Source organism: Paenibacillus pinistramenti, assembly GCF_005869875.1.
GTDB lineage: Bacteria > Bacillota > Bacilli > Paenibacillales > Paenibacillaceae > Fontibacillus > Fontibacillus pinistramenti.
Genome location: NZ_VAWG01000013.1, coordinates 1 through 20,280, shown reverse-complemented (window position 1 = coordinate 20,280; position 20,280 = coordinate 1). Strand labels below are relative to the sequence as shown.

Annotated in this window: 18 protein-coding genes and 9 tRNA genes; 4 read left to right on the top strand and 23 right to left on the bottom strand. The window is 51.1% G+C overall.

Annotation, left to right across the window (positions count from 1 at the left end):
* Positions 1-30 precede the first annotated feature (30 nt).
* Positions 31-1,347 carry a uracil permease gene (uraA, locus tag FCN15_RS14405; protein WP_138495687.1) on the top strand — a complete coding sequence of 439 codons (1,317 nt, stop codon included), beginning with the start codon at positions 31-33 and terminating at the stop codon, positions 1,345-1,347.
* A gap of 103 nt (positions 1,348-1,450) precedes the next feature.
* Here the strand turns inward: uraA and FCN15_RS14400 are convergent, their stop codons facing one another.
* The 6 genes from FCN15_RS14400 to FCN15_RS14375 form a co-directional block, all read right to left on the bottom strand.
* Positions 1,451-1,969, bottom strand: a complete 519-nt coding sequence (locus FCN15_RS14400) for an adenine phosphoribosyltransferase (protein WP_138495686.1) — start codon at positions 1,967-1,969, stop codon at positions 1,451-1,453.
* 49 nt (positions 1,970-2,018) lie between these two features.
* A complete protein-coding gene (gene recJ, locus FCN15_RS14395; protein ID WP_203232155.1) occupies positions 2,019-4,418 on the bottom strand; it encodes a single-stranded-DNA-specific exonuclease RecJ in 2,400 nt (799 codons plus the stop codon).
* Positions 4,419-4,460: 42 nt separating this feature from the next.
* Positions 4,461-5,411 (bottom strand): cation diffusion facilitator family transporter, encoded by a 951-nt coding sequence (locus FCN15_RS14390; RefSeq protein ID WP_162515368.1) that lies wholly within the window; start codon positions 5,409-5,411, stop codon positions 4,461-4,463.
* A gap of 91 nt (positions 5,412-5,502) precedes the next feature.
* Entirely contained in the window at positions 5,503-6,450 is a 948-nt protein-coding gene (secF, locus tag FCN15_RS14385; RefSeq protein ID WP_420819581.1) for a protein translocase subunit SecF, read from the bottom strand.
* Positions 6,440-7,714 carry a protein translocase subunit SecD gene (gene secD / locus FCN15_RS14380; protein WP_138495683.1) on the bottom strand — a complete coding sequence of 425 codons (1,275 nt, stop codon included), beginning with the start codon at positions 7,712-7,714 and terminating at the stop codon, positions 6,440-6,442. The genes secF and secD overlap by 11 nt, the downstream gene beginning before the upstream one ends.
* Before the next feature lie 129 nt (positions 7,715-7,843).
* A complete protein-coding gene (locus FCN15_RS14375; protein ID WP_138495753.1) occupies positions 7,844-8,101 on the bottom strand; it encodes a post-transcriptional regulator in 258 nt (85 codons plus the stop codon).
* A gap of 237 nt (positions 8,102-8,338) precedes the next feature.
* On the opposite strand from FCN15_RS14375, the gene spoVB reads away from it, so the two are divergent.
* The 3 genes from spoVB to FCN15_RS14360 all read left to right on the top strand — a co-directional run bounded on the left by spoVB (position 8,339) and on the right by FCN15_RS14360 (position 11,315).
* Positions 8,339-9,934 (top strand): stage V sporulation protein B, encoded by a 1,596-nt coding sequence (spoVB, locus tag FCN15_RS14370; protein ID WP_138495682.1) that lies wholly within the window; start codon positions 8,339-8,341, stop codon positions 9,932-9,934.
* A 69-nt stretch (positions 9,935-10,003) separates the two neighbouring features.
* Complete coding sequence (locus FCN15_RS14365) at positions 10,004-10,396, top strand: TIGR04086 family membrane protein (RefSeq protein WP_138495681.1); 393 nt, start codon at positions 10,004-10,006, stop codon at positions 10,394-10,396.
* Positions 10,397-10,487: 91 nt separating this feature from the next.
* Positions 10,488-11,315 (top strand): phosphatase PAP2 family protein, encoded by an 828-nt coding sequence (locus FCN15_RS14360; protein WP_138495680.1) that lies wholly within the window; start codon positions 10,488-10,490, stop codon positions 11,313-11,315.
* Positions 11,316-11,398: 83 nt separating this feature from the next.
* Here the strand turns inward: FCN15_RS14360 and yajC are convergent, their stop codons facing one another.
* The 17 genes from yajC to FCN15_RS14275 all read right to left on the bottom strand — a co-directional run bounded on the left by yajC (position 11,399) and on the right by FCN15_RS14275 (position 20,225).
* Positions 11,399-11,719, bottom strand: a complete 321-nt coding sequence (gene yajC, locus FCN15_RS14355; protein WP_138495679.1) for a preprotein translocase subunit YajC — start codon at positions 11,717-11,719, stop codon at positions 11,399-11,401.
* 39 nt (positions 11,720-11,758) lie between these two features.
* Positions 11,759-12,898, bottom strand: a complete 1,140-nt coding sequence (gene tgt, locus FCN15_RS14350) for a tRNA guanosine(34) transglycosylase Tgt (RefSeq protein ID WP_138495752.1) — start codon at positions 12,896-12,898, stop codon at positions 11,759-11,761.
* A 27-nt stretch (positions 12,899-12,925) separates the two neighbouring features.
* Positions 12,926-13,954 carry a tRNA preQ1(34) S-adenosylmethionine ribosyltransferase-isomerase QueA gene (gene queA, locus FCN15_RS14345; RefSeq protein WP_138495678.1) on the bottom strand — a complete coding sequence of 343 codons (1,029 nt, stop codon included), beginning with the start codon at positions 13,952-13,954 and terminating at the stop codon, positions 12,926-12,928.
* 8 nt (positions 13,955-13,962) lie between these two features.
* On the bottom strand, positions 13,963-16,086 hold the full coding sequence (locus FCN15_RS14340; protein WP_138495677.1) for a SpoIID/LytB domain-containing protein: 2,124 nt from the start codon (positions 16,084-16,086) through the stop codon (positions 13,963-13,965).
* Between the two features lie 98 nt (positions 16,087-16,184).
* On the bottom strand, positions 16,185-17,189 hold the full coding sequence (ruvB, locus tag FCN15_RS14335) for a Holliday junction branch migration DNA helicase RuvB (RefSeq protein ID WP_138495676.1): 1,005 nt from the start codon (positions 17,187-17,189) through the stop codon (positions 16,185-16,187).
* Between the two features lie 30 nt (positions 17,190-17,219).
* Positions 17,220-17,834 (bottom strand): Holliday junction branch migration protein RuvA, encoded by a 615-nt coding sequence (gene ruvA, locus FCN15_RS14330; RefSeq protein WP_138495675.1) that lies wholly within the window; start codon positions 17,832-17,834, stop codon positions 17,220-17,222.
* The gene (gene ruvC / locus FCN15_RS14325) at positions 17,831-18,334 is read right to left on the bottom strand and encodes a crossover junction endodeoxyribonuclease RuvC (RefSeq protein ID WP_138495674.1); all 504 of its coding nucleotides are present in this window, start codon (positions 18,332-18,334) and stop codon (positions 17,831-17,833) included. Before ruvC ends, ruvA begins: the two co-directional genes overlap by 4 nt.
* A gap of 193 nt (positions 18,335-18,527) precedes the next feature.
* Entirely contained in the window at positions 18,528-19,145 is a 618-nt protein-coding gene (locus FCN15_RS14320; protein ID WP_238996696.1) for a BofC C-terminal domain-containing protein, read from the bottom strand.
* 217 nt (positions 19,146-19,362) lie between these two features.
* Positions 19,363-19,436: transfer RNA gene (locus FCN15_RS14315), tRNA-Pro, on the bottom strand.
* Between the two features lie 7 nt (positions 19,437-19,443).
* A tRNA-Leu gene (locus tag FCN15_RS14310) sits at positions 19,444-19,526 on the bottom strand.
* 24 nt (positions 19,527-19,550) lie between these two features.
* Positions 19,551-19,627: transfer RNA gene (locus FCN15_RS14305), tRNA-Arg, on the bottom strand.
* Positions 19,628-19,633: 6 nt separating this feature from the next.
* Positions 19,634-19,708, bottom strand: a tRNA-Gly gene (locus tag FCN15_RS14300).
* Positions 19,709-19,723: 15 nt separating this feature from the next.
* Positions 19,724-19,796: transfer RNA gene (locus tag FCN15_RS14295), tRNA-Lys, on the bottom strand.
* 14 nt (positions 19,797-19,810) lie between these two features.
* Positions 19,811-19,887, bottom strand: a tRNA-Asp gene (locus tag FCN15_RS14290).
* Between the two features lie 79 nt (positions 19,888-19,966).
* Positions 19,967-20,040 (bottom strand) — tRNA-Met (locus FCN15_RS14285).
* Positions 20,041-20,067: 27 nt separating this feature from the next.
* Positions 20,068-20,143 (bottom strand) — tRNA-Val (locus tag FCN15_RS14280).
* 7 nt (positions 20,144-20,150) lie between these two features.
* Positions 20,151-20,225, bottom strand: a tRNA-Glu gene (locus tag FCN15_RS14275).
* Positions 20,226-20,280: the final 55 nt, after the last annotated feature.

The window sequence follows — 20,280 nt, the reverse complement described above, 5'->3', positions numbered from 1 at the left end:
TGGAAAAATTCAACGTAAGGAGCGGAAATTGTGCAACGTGAAATTCAAGTAAATGACAAGCTGCCTTTCGCACCGGGGCTGCTGCTGAGCCTTCAGCATCTGTTTGCCATGTTCGGCAGCACGATTCTGGTGCCCAACCTGTTCCATGTCGATCCCGGGACCATCTTATTGATGAACGGAATCGGAACCCTGCTGTACATCCTGATTTGTAAAGGGAAAATACCCGCTTATCTGGGCTCCAGCTTTGCCTTTATTGCACCTGTAACGACTGTTCTGACCAAGTACGGATTCAATTATGACGGGTATTCACTGGTGCTGGGCGCTTTTGTCATTACCGGGATTATATTCGTGGCGGTGGCGGTGATTATCCGTTTTGCAGGGACAGGCTGGCTGGATGTTGTGTTCCCGCCTGCAGCGATGGGCGCAATCGTCGCGCTGATCGGTCTGGAGCTGATTCCGACAGCTGCCCGCATGGCCGGGCTTATTGCGCCGGAAGGGCAGGACGCTGCCACCTGGACACCTGACGGCAAAGTGATCACCCTGTCGCTGGTCACCCTCGCTGTTACCCTGCTGGGAGCAGTCATGTTCCGGGGCTTTCCGAAGATTATTCACATTCTGATCGGGATTGTTGTAGGTTATGTGCTTGCCTTCCCGCTCGGGCTCATGGATACTTCTGCGATCCGGGAAGCAAGCTTTATTCAAATGCCGGAATTCACCTCTCCAACGTTCAACTGGTCCGTTATCCTGACCATCATTCCGGTCTCCCTTGTCGTGATCGTAGAGCACGTAGGGCACCTGCTTGTAACCGGCAATATCGTCGGCAAGAATCTATCCAAGGATCCCGGTCTGGACCGTTCTCTGCTGGGAAATGGCATCTCTACCATTCTGTCCGGCTTCGTCGGTTCTACCCCGAATACGACTTACGGTGAAAATATCGGCGTTATGGCGCTGACCCGCGTCTATTCTATCTATGTGATCGGGGGAGCCGCCATCATTGCGATCATCCTGTCCTTCTCCGGAACCTTCACCGGCGCAATCGCGGCCATCCCTTCACCGGTTATGGGCGGCGTATCCCTGCTGCTCTTCGGAGTTATCGCGGCTTCGGGACTGCGCATTCTCGTCGAGCAGAAAGTCGATTATTCCAAAGCGCAGAACCTGCTGCTGACGACCGTAGTGCTGGTAACCGGCCTGAGCGGGGCAACGCTTACCTTTGGTTCAGTGAGCCTTAAAGGCATGTCCCTCGCAACGATTGTCGGTATTCTGCTCAGCCTGTTCTTCCGTCTTCTTCAGGTGACAGGCCTCTCCAACGACACCGAGCAGGCACCGCCGGCCAAAAATCCGGATTGAATACACGCTGGACCAGCTGGCATCACATATAAGGATAAAAAAAGGACTGCCTGCACGGCGGTCCTTTTTTGTACCCGAAGACTTAAATCGTCCAGGGTGCTTATTAAAATGGATATTGCGTCAGCGTAAATACTTCAGTGTCCGGCAGCTTCTCACGGCCATTCAAATCCTGCAGTTCAATCATGAAAGCAGCGCCGACCACATTACCGCCTACCCGGCGAATAAGATCAACACAGGTTCCGATCGTTCCCCCGGTTGCCAGCAAATCATCGGCAATCAGCACGTTCTGCCCAGGCTTCACGGCGTCGCTGTGCATTGCAAGCGTATCCGTACCGTACTCCAGATCATAAGAAACCTCAATCGTATCGTAAGGAAGCTTGCCCTGCTTGCGGATCGGCACGAATCCAACCCCCAGCGCATATGCAAGCGGAGCGCCGACTACGAAGCCGCGGGCTTCCGGTCCGGCAATCAGGTCAATTTTAAGGTGCGCGATCATCTTTCTCATTTCCTCAATCGCTTCACGGTATATGGCCCCGTCATTAAGAAGGGTCGTAATATCTTTAAAGCTGATTCCCGGCTGCGGGAAATCGGGGATAACCCGGATGTAGTCTTTGAAATTCACTGTTAAATCTCCTCCTAAAAATGTTCCAGTCATTCTGCAGAACACAGAATCAGGACACGCCCTTCATTCTGGTTAACATCCATTCTGTCAGCTCAGAAATGCCGGCGTAGAGCAGATAATGCTCCATTTCCGCCAGACGGCTCAATTCGTTAAAGCGTATAGACGATTCCAAAGGTTTCTTCGCCGGAGCAGGATTCAGCATTATCATTCCCCGGTCTCTAGAAATAAAGCTCAGCTCTTCAAAAATAGCCAGCGTTTTTGTAACCATTCGGGCTGACAGACCCGTTTGCCCTGCAATCCAAGCCATCAGCTTGGCTTCAGAGACTGCCTGTCCGCCTGCTTTACGCAGAAGTGCATATACGTTCTTAAATTGCTCCCGTGTAGGAATTTCCACACGTTCTGAAGCTTCTCCTGCTGAATGAAGCAGGTAGATGCGTTCTACCGCACCGAAAGCTGCGATCAAGGCGTTCAACTGTTCAGGGGTTTCAGGAGCATCCGCGATCAGAAGCACGGTTACTTCCTTCGGTGAGCAGCGCACCGCTTGTGCGGCGGATTCCTCGATCAGACCAGCGTTCCTATCATATACCCAAACCGGCAGTTCCCGCAATTGCCTAAATAACCTCAGGTCAGCTTCCGCTCTGGCCACAAGTGCAGCCTGCCCTTTGCTCCGGTCTGCCGAGGCGCGCAGCTGCTCAAGGAGCTCGTCTACCTTATGCCAAGGATTTTTAATGCCCCGGTAATCAAAAATTTGGGTGTGCCCGACGGCCCCGTCCACCAGCATAAGCTGGGCTTTCCTTGAACCGTTCCACTCATTAATGCTCGCCTCTGCGATCAGGTCCATTACTGCCCCTTCGGTCAGCTGCTCGGCCCACGCGCCTTTACCGAAGGCTACCGCCTCCATCATGATGTCGTTCTGTTTGAGCGTAATCTTTAAATGCCGTTTGTCTTTGCCCATTTGCCGGCATTCGTGAATCTGCGTGCCCCGGATGAGAAACCGCGGGCTGCCGTTGTTCATGCCGAAGGGCTCAAGCCTCGACAGCAGCTCGATGGACCGGACATTGACCTCCTCCAAGGTGCATTCCAGATCAGCGGTCAGCATCGGGACGTAGTGCTCCTCGGTCAGAACCTTCTGCGCAAATTGATTCAGACGTTCCCGCAGCGCATCCAGCTGATCCCGGTGCAGCGACATGCCTGCTGCTGAAGGGTGCCCGCCAAAGTGATCCAGCAGGTCCGCACTGTCCGTTAACGCTTCGTACATGTCGTATCCGGGAATGGACCGCGCAGATCCCTTGCACATCCCGGTCTCGGGATCAATTCCCAGAATAAGAACGGGACGATAATATTTTTCCAGAATTTTGGAAGCAACTATACCAACCACGCCGACATTCCAGCCTTCTCCCGCCAGCACAATAACGGATGGAACAGTTCCGCCTGCACGGGTCTCTTCCAGCTGCGCCGCTGCTTCCTGCACAATATCTTCTACAATCTGCTGCCGTTCCCGGTTTAGCAAATCCAGCTGCTCCGCAACCTGCTCCGCTCTGTCCAAGTCGCTCGCAGTCAGCAGCTCAACGGCGTCTCTCGCGTGTGCAAGGCGTCCGCTTGCATTAATCCGCGGGGCCAAGGCAAATCCGATTGCCGTAGAGTTGATAACGTTACTGCCTGAAACCTTGAGCAGCGCGGAAAATCCCGTCAGCGGCTCCTCCTTCATGGAAGCTAACCCCGCCGTAACCAGAATCCGATTCTCGTCTGTCAGCGGCATCAGATCCGCTACGGTGCCCAGCGCAACCAGCTGGGTCCATGGAGCAGGCACGTCATCCAATAAAGCACAAGCGAGTTTATACGCAACTCCGACGCCCGCAAGTCCTTTAAACGGATAGGGGCAAAAAGGCAGCTTCGGATTCACCAGCGCATACGCCTCCGGCAGAACGGCCGGTGGTTCGTGGTGATCCGTTACAACCACATCCATGCCAAGCGATTTGGCAAACTCAACCTGCTTGACGGCGCTGACTCCCGTATCCACCGTCACCACCAAAGTTACTCCCCGCTCTGCCGCTGCCTCCAGCGCATGATTATGAAGACCGTATCCTTCCTTTGAGCGGTGCGGGATGTACCATTCGAAATGGGCCTGCAGATGCTCCATCAGCCTGATCATCAGTGCTGTTGAAGAAACCCCATCGGCATCGTAATCTCCATAAATCAGAATCCGTTCCTTACCGGCCAGAGCCTGCCGTATCCGGCTGACCGCTTTGTCCATTCCATGCAGGCTGAACGGGTCATGAAGTCCTTGCCTGTCCGCATTTAAGAAAGCCTCTGCTTTCTCTGACGTGTCAAATCCCCGGCTAACCAGCAGGGAAGCTACCATCTCCGGAAGCTTTAAGTCTTCCGCAAGTCTGGTAACCGCGTCTTGATCCGGCTTAAGCGTATCCCAGCGATAATGGGCATGCAGCACTTCGGCCACCTCCTGCTGTTTGTTCTAATAGATGAAGCGTATTTATTGCAGCAGCGTTTCATCACTGTCTTTGTCCTCAAAATTGCTCTTGTAAGGATATCCCTGCTCATAAGGAACAGCTCTAACCTCAACATCCTGAATATAAGAAAACCTGCTCAGCAGCAAGAACTTCACTCTTCCTGAAATTTCTGCGGCTTCCTGCATGGAAATGCGGGGACTCACACCGATTTGGACGAATAGGAATGGCTTAGCCGCACGATCGTTCATTTCCAGCTCTTCGACCGTGATCACTCCGTACACCCGCTGGATGGTGTCCAGCATTTGTCCCGAATCCTGCGGAGACTGCCTGCGCCCGCTGGAGCTTGCGGAAGAAACCTGATACAGCATCTGCCCCGTTCTCCACAAGACGATCATTCCTGCAAGAACTGCCGCTATAGGATCAAAGCTGAGCAGCAGTTTGTTGTCCAGCAGCTCCCCCGTCATGGCTCCAATCACGCCGGCCAGGATAAGGAGTGACGTGGCCATAGACAATCTGTGCTGATAGAGCAGTCTGCCTGTATTCTCTCCTGCAGGGAGATGACGAATCTTGGCCTGGAAGGCGGCTTCTCGAATTCCGATGGAGAGAATTGCTGCCATCCCCGCCGTATAATGAGGGGCGCCGGACACCGTGCCTGCGAGAGCTTTAATTGAAACCGCAACAGCCTGGGCAGCTCCCCAAACAAGAATAAGGAATAAAATCACGATCAGAAGCAGACTGCTGTCACTTTGTCTGGCTTTGGAGGAGCTTTCAGTCACGTTACTTCGTTCTGCCGGCTTACGGCGCACCATCCTCGACAAGTCCTGTACCGCCTCTCCCGCGGAGAACAGCGCATCGGACACAAGCGCCTTGCTGCCGCCAAGCCAGCCAACAGCTCCTTTAAACAAAGCAAGGGTAAAGCTGTTTAAAGCTCCCGCCCAAGCTGCTTCATCCCCTTGAACAGAATGCCTGTTCATCATGTTAGTCCTCCTTGCAATCTTCCTTTTGCATCCCTCAAAAGGGCAAAGCCGCGTCAAGCGACGCGGCTCTGTGATCTTTGATTATGGCTTAATTTGCAGCCTTAGCCGGTTTGCTGCTGGTGCTGACATTTTTACCTTTAAGGAGAAACCAGAGCGGGCTCGCAATAAAGATAGAAGAATAAGCGCCAAACAAGAGGCCGATGACCATGGCAAGCGAGAACATCCGGATCGATTCACTGCCGAAGATCAGCAGCCCCAGAGAAGCGATAAACACCGTAAATACAGTATTGATCGACCGTGTCATAGTTTGAGAAATACTCTTATTAATTACCATTTGAAGCTCCTGACGGCTCTTCACTTTGGCGAATCTCATATTTTCCCTGATCCGGTCAAAGATAACGACGGTATCGTTAATCGAATAACCGACGATCGTCAACAGCGCGATGATAAATGTCAAATTGACTTCCAGACGGAAAATGGAAAATACAGAGATAACCATGAACGCATCATGCAGCAGCGCTACAATGGCCGAAATGGCAAACCGCCATTCAAACCGGATCGTTACGTAAATGATAATCCCCAGGCTGGCTACCAGAACTGAGATCAAAGCATTGCGCTCCAGTTCTTTAGCAATTTCCGTATCTACTGTATTGATCTCGGTAGATGCGTCTTTGCCCAGCTTGCTCGTAACTACGCTTTGAAGCTTGGCCTGCTCGGATTCGGTCAGCACGTCCGAAAAACGAATACTGCTCTGCTGTGCCCCTGGGGTAATGACCGCGTCGCGGCTGCCTAAAGCCGCTTCATCCAATACAGCTTGAATTTTGGCTTTCGTCAAGTTCTTGGAGGAAATATCCACGTTTGAGCCAGACCGGAAATCTACTCCATAGTTCAAGTGGAACACCAGCAGACTGATGATCCCCACAATCGTCAAGATAATGGAAAAGGTGTAAAAATATTTGCTCGTTTTAATAAAATCCAAATTCCATTTTGTCTTTTGATTCGGGTTATCCGTTGTTTTATTCGAATTAGAGGGCACCGATTTCACTCTCCTTAACACCAAGCAAGCCCGGTTTCTTGATGACATTTCCCTTCACCAGAAGCACAAGCAGATAGCGGGAGAAGAAAATGTTCGTAATAATACTTACTACGATGTCGATCATCAGGACGAGAGCAAAGCCTCTTACGGAACCTGTTCCCATCCAGTACATAACCGCACCTGCAATAAATGTGGTCACGTGAGCATCCATAACCGTACGGAACGAAACCTTGTTGCCGGCTTTAACCGCGGACATGATGCTCTTGCCGCTTCTAAGCTCTTCCTTGATCCGTTCGTCGGTGATGATGTTGGCGTCAACCGCCATCCCGATCCCGAGTACAAATGCCGCAATGCCCGGAAGGGTGAGTGTTACTCCTGCAAAATGGAAGACGAGCAGCATCAGCCATACATAGGAAATCAAGGTGAAGCTCGCGATCACTCCTGGCAGATGATAGATAATCATCATAAACAGCAGAATGACAACAGATGCAATCGTACCTGCAAGCAGGGTTTGATGCAGAGACAATTTACCCAAAGTTGCGTCTACAACCTGGGAATACTTCTCGGTCAGCTTCAAAGGCAGGGCACCGAGGTTGATCGTATCTCTAAGGTCTTTCGCTTCATCCAGCGTATAAGAACCTGTAATGACGGCTGTCCCTTGGTCAAGCTCCTGCTGTACTTCCGGAGCGGAGAGCAGCTGGTCGTCAAGGAAAATCGCAAGCTTTCTTTCAGCGGAGCCTGAAGCGTTAGCCGAAAGCCGCTTGGTTACTTCTGCAAATTTATCTTTACTCTTAAGCTTAATGCTGATTTGCGGGTTGTTTAACTGGTCATACGTAATGCTTGCTCCGTTCTCCGCAAAGTCGCTGCCAATCAGCTCAATCTTGTTGTATTGGTTAGCGTCTGTCTCCGTACCATCCTTACTGCGGAAAGTAAGCGTAGCCGGTTCACTGAGCTTCTTGCGGACTTCCTCGCTGTTCGCTACACCCGGAATTTTAATCCGGATCCGGTCAGTTCCTTCTGTCGTAACTTCAGGCTCCGTCCCCCCCAGCGTGTTGGAGCGTTTCTCAAGACTTAGTGCCGTTTGTGTCAGGGATTCCTTTGTTACTTTAGCGCCGTTCTCCAAAGGTGTCGCTTGATACAAAATCTCAAGTCCACCCTTAAGGTCGAGGCCGAGTTCGATTTTGCTGATCAGCCAAGGGCTTGTCCCGGCCATAACCCCAATGGTAATTACCACTACGGCTATGAATGTGATGATTCTTTTCATCCCGTAAATTGTTCCCCTTTCATTCTCAATATTCCCATTATAGCGATGCAAGAAAATGGCGTCAATTTGTTCGAAACAAGTTGGACCTTGTCAATTTATGGTCTGCCGCAGCCAAAAAAAGAACCCCGGTTATTCAAAACGGGATCCACGGAAGGCGGAAAGCGTCAAATAATTCATAAAGGCCGTTGCTTTTAAGGTCAGGATATCGTTGACAAGCCGGTGAATCGGCGGTATTCCTCCCTTTTTGTACTTGGAGCTGACACATTCCCATATATCGTCCGCCGTTACGTGTTCATAGCCAAACAGGTGAAACTCTTCCGCTTTGCTTAGACAGAGCTGGTCAATGGCCTTCATCAGTTCCTGTTCGTTGATTTCTTCCTCAGCCATCATATGGACTTCTATCGCCCCTCTCAGGTGATCTGAACCTCTCTGTCATTATACCATTCTCTGTGTGCAGAGAATGAGATTTTTTTCGCGGTCCATTCCCAGAATTCCTGCTTCTTCATGAAGTTGACACGATATGAGCTTAAAAGTAGATGTCATGAAGCTGGACAGGTCAGGCATATCCATATATCAACTACCTGATGGACTGCCCAGGATTACGTAAGGGAAGAGGGACTTCATTTGAACAAACAATCTTTTATTCGCGGAACTATGATTCTGCTCGCTGCAGGCATCGTAAACCGGATCTTGGGTTTCATTCCCCGTATCTTGCTGCCAAGGGTGATCGGAGCAGAAGGAGTGGGGCTGTACCAGCTTGGCTATCCATTTTTTCTTGTCCTGGTCACCATCATCTCGGGCGGAATTCCGCTTGCCATCGCCAAGCTGATTGCCGAAGCCGAATCCGAGGGCAGGCCGGATAAGTCCAAAGCGATTTTGCGGACCAGCCTGATCATTTCCAGTGCCGCAGGCTTATTGTTTATGGTACTTTCCCTTCTGCTTGCTCCATGGCTGATGCGGAACGTGCTGACAGACGGACGGGTGTACCCGGCATTTGTATGCATGAGCCCCATGATCGTGATCGTAGCGGTTTCCTCCGTCTTCCGGGGTTATTTCCAGGGAAAACAGAACATGATTCCGTCAGCCAGCTCCTCCATTCTGGAGACATTAGCCCGGATTCTGTGCCAGCTCTGGTTTGCTTCCCTGTTCCTTCCATACGGCATAGCCTATGCAGCTGCAGGAGCCATGCTGGGAGTTGTCGCAGGGGAAGGAATCGCGCTGCTGTCCTTACTGTGGCAGTTTTTTGCACAGCGCAAGAAAGACAAGCAGGAGACAGGCAAAGAGACTGCCCAGCCTGAGTCCTTACAGGAAGCTAAGGCAGCTAAAGCGGATACGGGGTTCATTTACACGCTTCGCCGCATCCTTCGTATTGCCGTTCCTGTAACCGGAGGCAGGCTCGTAGGTTCGCTTTCCTACCTTCTAGAATCCATCACCACCGCCCAAAGCCTCGCCATCGCCGGGGTCGCGACAGCCGCAGCCACTGCCCAATACGGCGCACTGCAGGGGATGATTATCCCCGTCCTGCTTCTGCCTGGAGCGCTTACAACCTCTTTGGCCACTTCACTCGTGCCGTCTTTAGCGGAAGCCCAGGCGCGGGGGGATAAACGCACCATTCACAAAAGGCTGCACCAATCGCTTCGCTTAGCTGTTGTTACCGGAGCTCCTTTCGCAGTAATCATGTACGTTTTGGCCGGGCCCCTTTGCCAGCTTCTATATAATAACGGCGAAATTGCCGGGATGCTGAAGGTTATGGCCCCGTTTGCTGTGTTTATGTATGCGCAGGCGCCTCTCCAGGCTACGCTCCAGGCACTGGACAAACCCGGAACCGCCCTGACAAATACGCTGATCGGAGCCATCATCAAAATCGGATTGATCCTGTACCTGGCCTCAAATCCGTCGCTCGGAATTTACGGAGCTATCATCGCCAGCATTGTCAACATCGTGATTGTCACGCTGCTTCACGGTTATGCCGTTTCCCGTGCGCTGCAGTATCAATTTCCGCTTGCGGATGTTATCAAGGTCAGCTGCGGCATGGTCATTATGGCAGGCTGCGCCAGCTACCTGTATCATGAAGTCCACGTGGCCGCATCCTCCATTTTCCAATTTATTTTCTCCTGTACGGCTGCTTTTATGCTCTATTTGATTCTTACTTTCGCCACAGGTCTGATCGACCGCTCGGATATGCAGAGAGTGCCTGTGCTGGGAAAATGGTTCCGCTAAAACAGCCGGTCTAGGCTTGTCACGCTTGCCATACATTTTTAATATATCAGCAGCTTAAGGAGGGTTTTTATGCAACAGATTCGCCGTCTTCTTCCGTTCCGTATTGCAGGTCCCACCCTGTCCGGTCTATGGTATGCCTATTTATGGATGATGCTTGGCGCCCTGATTCTGTCCCTGCTTCTGAGATGGACCAATCTGCAGGAGGACAACCTTTCCCCGCTTACTTATGTCATCCATGGCTTGTCTGTGTTTGCGGGAAGCTTTATCTCCGGCAAAAGAAGCGATCGTAAAGGCTGGTATCAGGGCGCATTGACGGGCACGCTTTACTCTATTGTATTGAATATCATCAGCTTTCTTGCCCTTGATGCCACGATCGGCGGACATGATCTGCTCTATTTGATTCCCGCGTTTATCATCGGGGCTGCTGGCGGAATTTTTGGTAAAAATGCCAAAAAAAACTGATTCACCTTTAAAACAGGGATATCCTCTCTCTCTTTAGTTATGCTAAACTAATATAATCATTTTCTTGAAACCAGAGGAGGCTATACCCGTTTTGCTTTATGAATCCATGTATTTCGTATCGGCATTAACCGTAGTGATGACTGCCGTATTAATCTGCTTTGGAACGGGCCGGAATCCCTTGTCTGCAGCTTATCTGTTTGCTTATGAACTGCTTCATTCCTGGCGATTTCTGCTGCTGTTTGCCGCTATGGCCTGCGTGCTTCTGGTCAACAAATATGAACTCAAACTTGAACATTTGATGCCTGAACGTCCTGACTTAACGCCGGTCTTTTTTCATCTGGAAGGCCAATTTGTCCATCATTTTCAGCAGCTCTTCCACCAGAATTGGGTAACCCAGGTTTCAGCGTTTTTCTATGTCATCATGCTCCAGTCCGTGCTGGTCGCTTCCATTGGCATTTATGCAGGACAGCGGAACAAGGTGTTCCTGTTCGCTGCCTGTTACACCGTACTCCTCAATTACGGAATTGCCATCCCGTTCTTTCTGTTCTTTCCTATCAATGAGGTGTGGTCTTACCCGCCGGCTAATGTTACGTTTTACATGCTTGAAGCTTTCCCCCGCTTTGAAGAAGTGTACAGACCCATGTCGGGCCTTGATAATTGCTTTCCGAGCTTACATACGTCCATATCCGTTTCCATGGCTATTCTTGCCGTTCGATCGGGCAACCGCCGCTGGGCTGCAATCGCTTGTACAAACGCAGCGGTCATTGTCTTCACAATCTTCTACATGGGCATTCATTGGCTTACAGACATGATGGGCGGATTGATGCTTTCTGCTTTTGCCACTACCCTAGCCGTTTACTGGGCATCACGTACGGTTAACGCCAGGGTTAATAATCCTGTGCTTGTACATCAGCCTTAAATGTTATTCAGTTTTAAAAATAGCAAAAGCCGGCAGGCAGCGTTCTCACGCTGCGGCCGGCTTTTACATTTGAAACCAACGATTTAGGCAGTCGTTGATTGATTGGAACCTGAAGGTACGCCGTGGCTGATCGCACTGCGGTCAAACGTCATCTTCGTTACATCGTTAACCCGGATGACAACCACATCGTCGGTCAATTCCACAATTGTACCGTGGAGACCGCCAATTGTTACGATCTTGTCTCCTTTTTTCAGCTCTCTAAGCATGGCGCTGCGGCTCTTCTGTTTCTTCTGCTGTGGACGGATCAGGAGAAAATAGAATACAGCGAACATGATAACAAATGGAACAATGACGCCAAGCATAGAGCTTCCTCCTGAAGCTGCTGCTGCAAAATTACTGAACATATTACTTCCTCCCCCTCTAATTTCTAAACGGATGTTGTTTTAAAACCCTTTTTCATTGCCGAAAAGGCCGTACTGCTCGAAGAATTCATCCCGGAAATCCAGCAATCTGTCTTCCATAATCGCTTCGCGCACCCGTTTCATCAGATTCAGGAGGAAGTGCAGATTGTGATACGTCGTCAGCCGGAGGCCAAAAGTCTCGTCGCTCTTGATCAAGTGACGGAGATAAGCGCGCGAATAATTCCGGCACGTATAGCAGTCGCACTCCGGATCAAGCGGACCGAAATCACGGGCATACTGAGCATTACGGACTACCAGTCTTCCTTGGCTGGTCATCGTTGTTCCGTTTCGGGCGATCCGGGTCGGAAGTACGCAATCGAACATATCCACACCGCGGATTGCACCTTCTATCAGCGCATCCGGTGAACCAACCCCCATCAGATACCGGGGTTTGTCACTCGGCAGTAAGGGCACCGTGTAATCGAGCACTTCATACATGAGGTGTTTAGGCTCACCTACACTCAGTCCACCAATAGCATAACCCGGAAAATCCAGGGAAGTCAAATCCCGCGCGCTCTGCTTGCGCAGGTCTTCAAACATGCCTCCCTGAACAATGCCAAACAGGCCTTGATCATGCGGTCTGGCATGACTGTTCAGACATCTTTCCGCCCATCTGGTCGTCCGTTCAAGCGACTGCTTCACATAGCTGTGATCAGCCGGATAAGGCGCGCATTCATCAAACGCCATCATGATATCCGAGCCCAGCGCGTTCTGGATTTCCATCGCTATTTCCGGGGAGATAAACAGCTTGTCCCCATTGAGATGAGAGCGGAAATGAACGCCTTCCTCGGTAATTTTCCGCATTTCGCTGAGAGAAAAGACCTGGAAACCGCCGCTGTCCGTCAGAATCGCCCGATCCCAGTTCATAAATTTGTGCAGGCCGCCTGCTTCGCGGACAATTTCATGTCCAGGACGGAGGAACAAATGGTACGTGTTGGATAAAATAATCCGCGCTTCCATTTCCTTGAGCTCCTCGGGGCTCATCGTCTTGACCGTTGCCAGTGTTCCTACCGGCATAAAAATAGGAGTTTCAAACACGCCGTGCGGCGTATGTACGCGTCCAAGCCGCGCGCCGGACTGCTTGCACGTTTTGATATGCTCATAAGTAATCGCTGCTGCCAATCTCATCAACCATCCTCTGACAATCTTTTAATAAATAAACATGGCATCTCCGAAGCTGAAGAAGCGGTATTCCTGCTTGATGGCTTCGCGATAGGCCTCCAAAATGCGCTCCCGCCCGGCAAGGGCGCTGACCAGCATCACCAGTGTTGACTTTGGCAGATGAAAGTTCGTGATCAGGCAGTCAACCAATTTATATTCATAGCCGGGGTATATAAAAATGCCTGTCCAGCCGCTGGACTTGACAATTCTGCCATCCTCGCATTTGCCCGCCACCGTCTCCAGCGTTCGGGCTGACGTTGTACCGACCGCGACGACGCGTCCGCCTCTTGCTTTCGTCTCATTCAGAATATCTGCCGTTTCCTGCGGCAAAATATAATACTCCTCATGCATGACATGGTCTTCGACCCGGTCAACCGACATCGGACGGAAGGTTCCCAAACCTACATGAAGGGTTACAAAAGCGATGGTCACACCCTTATTCCGGATCTGCTCCAGAAGCTCCTGTGTAAAATGCAGGCCGGCTGTCGGAGCCGCCGCCGAGCCTTCGTTGCGGGCATAAACCGTCTGATAACGTTCCTTATCATCCAGCTTCTCCTTAATATAAGGCGGCAGAGGCATCTGACCAAGCCGGTCCAGAATCTCGTTAAAGATGCCTTTATAAATGAAGCGAAGCACCCGTCCGCCCATTTCGCCTTCTTCTTCCACTTCCGCTTTAAGCTCGTCGCTGAATACGATGACAGAGCCCTTCTTCAGCTTCTTTCCCGGTTTGACCAGCGTCTCCCACTTGTCCCCGCTCAAATTTTTGAGCAGCAGCACTTCAGCCTTTGCACCCGTATCTTCCTTTGTGCCAAACAGGCGCGCCGGCAGCACTCTGGTATCGTTAAGGACTAGCGTATCCCCCGGCTTCAGCTCTTCAAGAATATGGGTGAAATGATGGTGCTCGATATGTCCGGTCTTTTTATTTAAAGTAAGCAGCCGTGAGGCGGTGCGGTCAGGCAGCGGCGTCTGCGCAATCAGCCGCTCCGGCAGTTCAAAATCATATAAATCTACATTCATAAGTCCAGTCATTCCTTTGTAATAGTTACATTTTGATAATAGTGTTGCAAAATACTCTGGTAATCATACCCGGCATCGGCCATTCCCTTTGCCCCCCATTGCGACATGCCGAGGCCATGTCCGTTGCCCTGTCCGATAAACAGAAATCCATTCGTCTTCTCAATCACTCTGGCTGACTTGTCGCCATTCATGACCACAAGCCCGGTGCTGCCGGAAACCGTTGTTTTACCGGAAGCCGAAAGCACAGTCGTTCCCGAGCTCATTGTTCCCGTATCCGTTTGTCCATTTGCACCCAGTACAGTATACCTTCCTGTTTCTACAATATCAAACAACGTGCTTGGCAGGCTTCCGAAAGCCGAACGGTACAAATCCGGATACTTGACCTTCAGCACCTGTCCGCTAGCCTGCACTTCAACTGCCCGTCCCGAAGGCCCGCGTTTGGTGACCTCAAGAGACGTAATAGAAGAAGGAACCGTCCCCGAAATTTTACCCTTCAGGCTTGATGCAATCTGGCTCGAGGTGAAAGGCCCCCTGACCCAGGAATAGGAATTGGACTCGTTCACCTTCTCCAGCACCACCGCCTGATCACCCGGATTCATTTTAGCTACCGGATCGACGCCCGATTGAATCATCGGAAGCGGCCGGACATTCGTGCTGCTTGCCGTCACCGTCAAGTAGCTCAGCCCGGCAGCCGTAGAAGCCCCTGTCAGCTTTGTATTATCTTCCCGCACATAGCCGCTCTTGCCGCTGCTAAGGAGAACATGATACCACTGCTTTGACCCTGCCGAAGCGGCATTGTCCTCTACGCTTGTAACAGCTGCATAAACCGTGCTCGGGTTGCCCCATACCTCGGACGGGTCCGCTGTCATTCCTCCGCTGTTTGAGGAGAAGACGCCCTCGATCATTTTCCCGCCGCTCATTAACACTTCTCCTGCCGTGCTGTCTACTGCCTGTCTAATGCTGTCCGCTTCTGTCCCTGTGCCTGAATAGACCTGACTGAGCGTTGTATCTACAACTCCGGCTATTTTGAACTTGGTTGGAGATTGAAAAAGAGCATAGCTTCGCGCGGCAACCGCCTGTGCTTTTAAAGACTCGATCGGCCAGGAGGAGGAGACCTCCCCGCCCACAACCGAATACAAATATTGTTCCACAGGAAGCTCGTTCACAAAGGCAAGCTGGCCGTTCACCATGCTGATCTCAAACCCGCCCCGGTATTTCCGGTCCGATCTCTCCTTGACCTCTGTCACACCGCTGTCCCCTGTGTCTATCCACAGCTTCGCACCGCTGCCCGTAAGCATGAACAGCGGCGTTTCTGCCGGATTGCTGAGATCGGAAGTGACATCGGTTTGGATCACAAGCGCTGGTGCCGAATCATCGACCTCCGCTGCTGCTGCATTCGGCAGTTTGGCGGACAGCGAAGCTTTATCAGCCGCAAGCTGTGCTTCAGTTGCAGCCTCACCGATCCAGACCGAATAAGCCGGCTTGTCCCCGGCTCCAGGCGTTAAGACTTCCCAGGCATCAATGCCTTGGGACAATATTTGATCCCGCAGGGTCTGTGCGTCATAGGCTGAGCTGAACTGTCCTGCCGAGAGATACAGCTTGCCGCGGGCTTCCGGCTTCTGCGAACCGAGCAGGCTCCCCAGTGTAGTTGTGATGGACGTAACTGCTTTAGTAGCGTCCTCTGCCGTAGCATACATACCGGCATAGAGCTTATAGACCGTCGCTCCACCTGCCTCCTCAGCAAAAATAAGCGGTTTATTCGCTGTCGCCTGCAGCTTTTTGGCCGCTGATGCCGCCGTGCTGAAGCTGGACGTTTCCATTACTTTTACCCGAAAGGCATTTACGCTGAATTTTGCAGCTTCTCCCGCACTTGCTTGAATCCAGTTCTGGTAGCTTCCTTCTGTTCCCGGTCCGGCGCTCAGGCCCCCTGAGGAGACAAGCGTTACAGAAGGCGTAGTTGATTTATAAGTGCTTCCAAGATCAAGAAACATGGCTACCCGAATCAAATCCGTGGACTGCCCTTCCAAATTTTCCGCCTTAACCGGCATGTACAATACACCAAGCGCAAGAAGCCCGGCCCCCAGGCTCCTGCCCCATTTCATGAATCCGGTCAATCTTCCGGTAGATTTCATGGAGACCTCACTTTCCGTATCGACATACTACAAATTATTCTATTTCCTGCTGATTAAAAATCTTGTACTTTCTTTGCCTGTATCGGACTTATCCTTGTTTAAAGAGGATCCGGAATAGGCAATCCCAGATGATGATAAGCTGCCGGCGTGGCCACCCGCCCTCTTGGCGTACGCTGCAAGAAACCAATCTGCAGCAGATAAGGCTCATAGACATCTTCAATGGTCTGGCTTTCCTCGCCGATCGTTGCGGCTATCGTGTCCAAGCCCACCGGCCCGCCTCTGAAGCTGGTAATCATGGCCCGCAGCATCTTGTGGTCAATCTGATCCAGTCCCCTCGGGTCCACCTGCAGCATGCGCAGCGCCTCAACCGCAGCGTCCTGCGTAATAATGCCGTCACCGCGCACCTGCGCGAAATCACGGACTCTCTTTAGCAGCCGGTTGGCAATCCGCGGCGTTCCTCTGGAACGCAGGGCAATCTCTTCCGCCGCATCCCCGACAATTTCAATGCCCAGTATATCGGCTCCCCGCGAAATGATGTAGCTCAATTCTTCGACCGTATAGAACTCCAGACGGCTGACGACGCCAAAACGGTCCCGCAGCGGCGCAGAAAGCAGTCCAGCCCGCGTGGTAGCCCCGATCAGCGTAAAAGGCGGAAGATCCAGCCGGACCGACCTTGCGCTCGGCCCCTTGCCGATCATAATATCCAGCGCAAAATCCTCCATGGCCGGATACAGCACTTCCTCAACCGTTCGGTGCAGACGATGAATCTCATCAATAAAAAGAACATCGCCCTCCTGCAGATTCGTCAGCAGCGCGGCGAGATCCCCCGGCCGTTCAATGGCAGGACCCGAGGTTGTCCGCAGGTTTACGCCAAGCTCGTTGGCAATAATATTGGCGAGCGTCGTTTTTCCGAGACCAGGGGGACCGTAGAGCAGCACATGATCCAGGGCTTCCTTGCGCATTTTTGCTGCTTCAATGTATATTTTCAAATTCTCTTTAATCTGACCTTGTCCGATATATTCGGCTAAATAACGCGGTCTTAGACTGAGCTCCACCGCCTGATCTTCCATCATCAAATTTGCCGAAATGATCCGGTCCTCCATCCCTGTACCGCTCCTTTCCCGTTAAATCGCTTATCCGACATACAGCAGCTTCAGCGCTTTCTTCATAACCGCGTCCACAGACTCATCCGGTGTTACATCGCCCTTCAGGCTCTGCCATACTTTATCCAGCTCCGCATCTGTATACCCCAGCGACTTCAGAGCGTCCTTAGCCTCCTGCCAGGTTGACTGATCCGGATTAAACAAATCAATTTCAAGCTCGGAATGGATAACTACCGCACCTGTGCTGATTCCGTCCAGTTTGTCCTTCAGATCCAAAATAATGCGCTGCGCCGTCTTCTTCCCGATGCCCGGCAGCCGGGTCAGAAATGTAATATTTTCCTGATAAATCGCAGCAACGACACTGTCAGGCGTTCCTCCAGCCAAGATCCCGAGCGCCACGCGGGGCCCGATGCCCGAAACCTCAATCAGCTTGCGAAAAAGCTTCTGCTCCTCCCTAGTCGCAAACCCGAACAACAGAATGGCATCTTCCCGCACATGGTGGTGCGTATAAATGGTTACTTCCTCTTTGAATTTAGCAAAATAATAAGGATTAGGGCAGAACACCCTGTACCCGATCCCATGCACATCAAGCACTACATATTCGGATTCAAAATGGGCCACATGCCCTCTCAAATAATCGATCATTTGCGCAGAACCTCATTTATCCTGGAATTTAAAGTATAAGAATGAGCGTGACAAATGGCAACCGCCAGCGCGTCCGCCACGTCGTCCGGTTTGGGGATCTCCTGCAGCTTCAGAAACATCCGGGTCATTTCCTGCACCTGCTTCTTCTCCGCTTTCCCGTATCCTACGATGGCCTGTTTAATCTGCATAGGGGTATATTCGGCAATCGGCAGTCCTTTTTGTACAGCTGCAAGCACCATAACACCCCTTGCCTGGCTGACCGTCATAGCTGTAGTGACATTGCGGTTAAAAAACAGCTTCTCCAAAGCAACCGCATCCGGCTTATATTTATCAATTAATTGTATCATGCCTTCATAGACGTGCAGCAGCCTTTCTTCTTCAGGCGTATGAGCCTCGGTCTGGATGCATCCGTACTGGACCGGCACACATTTGCTGCCCTGCTTGTCAATAAATCCAAAACCCACAATCGCAATCCCCGGGTCAATGCCTAAAATACGCAATCTCATCTCTCCCAAGTTATGCCCGCCAATCCCTTATGAGGCGAACATATGTATTCAATCTATTATAACAAACTTTATCCGGTAGGGGACATGATTCTCTCCAAACAAAAAAATAAAGACGTTCCATTAGAACGCCTTCCAGCCGCTTCTGCTCAATTTTCATTTTCCGGGATCTAAAACTATAGTCCTCTGCTTAACGCTTCATTTTCCCTTCCGACTCCATTGCATAATCGCTGAAGGTTGAGATCACACTGTTGTACTCCTCCAAATCCTGAACCCGGATCCCGTTATGAAGCTGCTGAATAATCTCTTTTGGGAGGGAAGATTCCATCGACTTGATATCAATCTGGAAAAAGGTCCTCATCACCTTCTCCTTCTCCGGTCTCCCTTCAAACAAGCTCAGGCTTCCGGTCGCATCTAAGCCGATGTATCCTTTCTCTTTGCAGGTTGCCGATAATTCGGCCACATGTTTTTCAAGCCAAACCTCTCCCTTGCTGTCTATCCGGCCTTCCAGGTTTGGATCGGATTTCAACAAGCTGATAATCTCCTCCGGCTTCATTATACCGGCGATTTTGTTCTCTGAACCGCATACATAGACCGTGCCGGTGTGAACAATTCGCGTTTGTTTTGATGCTAGAAGCTGATTCATAAAAATGTTTCTTGCGTTCTCCTCGCTGCTTTCAGCCGTCCATTCCTGCAATCCGGCAAGTGTCTCCCGAGCTACTGGCCCCTCGTCTTTAAGGAGATCCTTAAGCTCTCCGGAAATGGGCATTCCAAGACAAGCCACACCAAACACAGCTAAGCCAGCCATTATCGTCCAAACCGCTCTTCTCCATCTTCTCCAACGGTTTCGCATTCGTCTCTTTAAATTAAAGATACTCATGGATTATCCCTTCTATCCAGTGTTATTTTAACCTAGTGTGACCTCCCTTTAGTTTTCTTATTCAAATCATTCTCGTAATGAAAATTGTAAAATTGAATATAAAAAAAACAGCAGTCATTCAAATGAATGACTGCTGTTTAAGGAATCGGGATGACACGATTCGAACATGCGACCCCCTGGTCCCAAACCAGGTGCTCTACCAAGCTGAGCTACATCCCGATACATATGGTGCCGGTGAAGGGACTCGAACCCCCACGGTTTCCCTCACGATTTTGAGTCGCGCGCGTCTGCCAATTCCGCCACACCGGCAAGTATAGTTTGATTATAAAAAAATGGCGCGCCCTAAGAGATTCGAACTCCTGACCTTTTGATTCGTAGTCAAACGCTCTATCCAGCTGAGCTAAGGGCGCGTATTATGGAGCGGACGACGGGAATCGAACCCGCGACCCTCGCCTTGGCAAGGCGATGCTCTACCGCTGAGCCACGTCCGCATTAAGAAATAAAAGTGAGCCATGAAGGACTCGAACCTTCGACACCCTGATTAAAAGTCAGGTGCTCTACCAACTGAGCTAATGGCTCTTATTAAGATAAAATGGCGGAACCGACGGGATTCGAACCCGCGATCTCCTGCGTGACAGGCAGGCATGTTAGGCCTCTACACCACGGTTCCACAGCCTAAGGTATTGCATTGGATCCCTATAAAGTAATCAGAATTTGCTGCAAGGCAATTCTTCACTTTTGGGGATAAATTGCGGGGGCAGGATTTGAACCTGCGGCCTTCGGGTTATGAGCCCGACGAGCTACCGGGCTGCTCCACCCCGCGTCAGTAATAAAATATTCATTTAAATAATGGTGGAGGCTGAGGGGATCGAACCCCCGACCCTCTGCTTGTAAGGCAGATGCTCTCCCAGCTGAGCTAAGCCTCCGAAAATATGGTGACCCGTAGGGGATTCGAACCCCTGTTACCTCCGTGAAAGGGAGGTGTCTTAACCCCTTGACCAACGGGCCATGCTATGAGATATCTATGGCGGAGAGAGAGGGATTCGAACCCTCGAGACGCTTG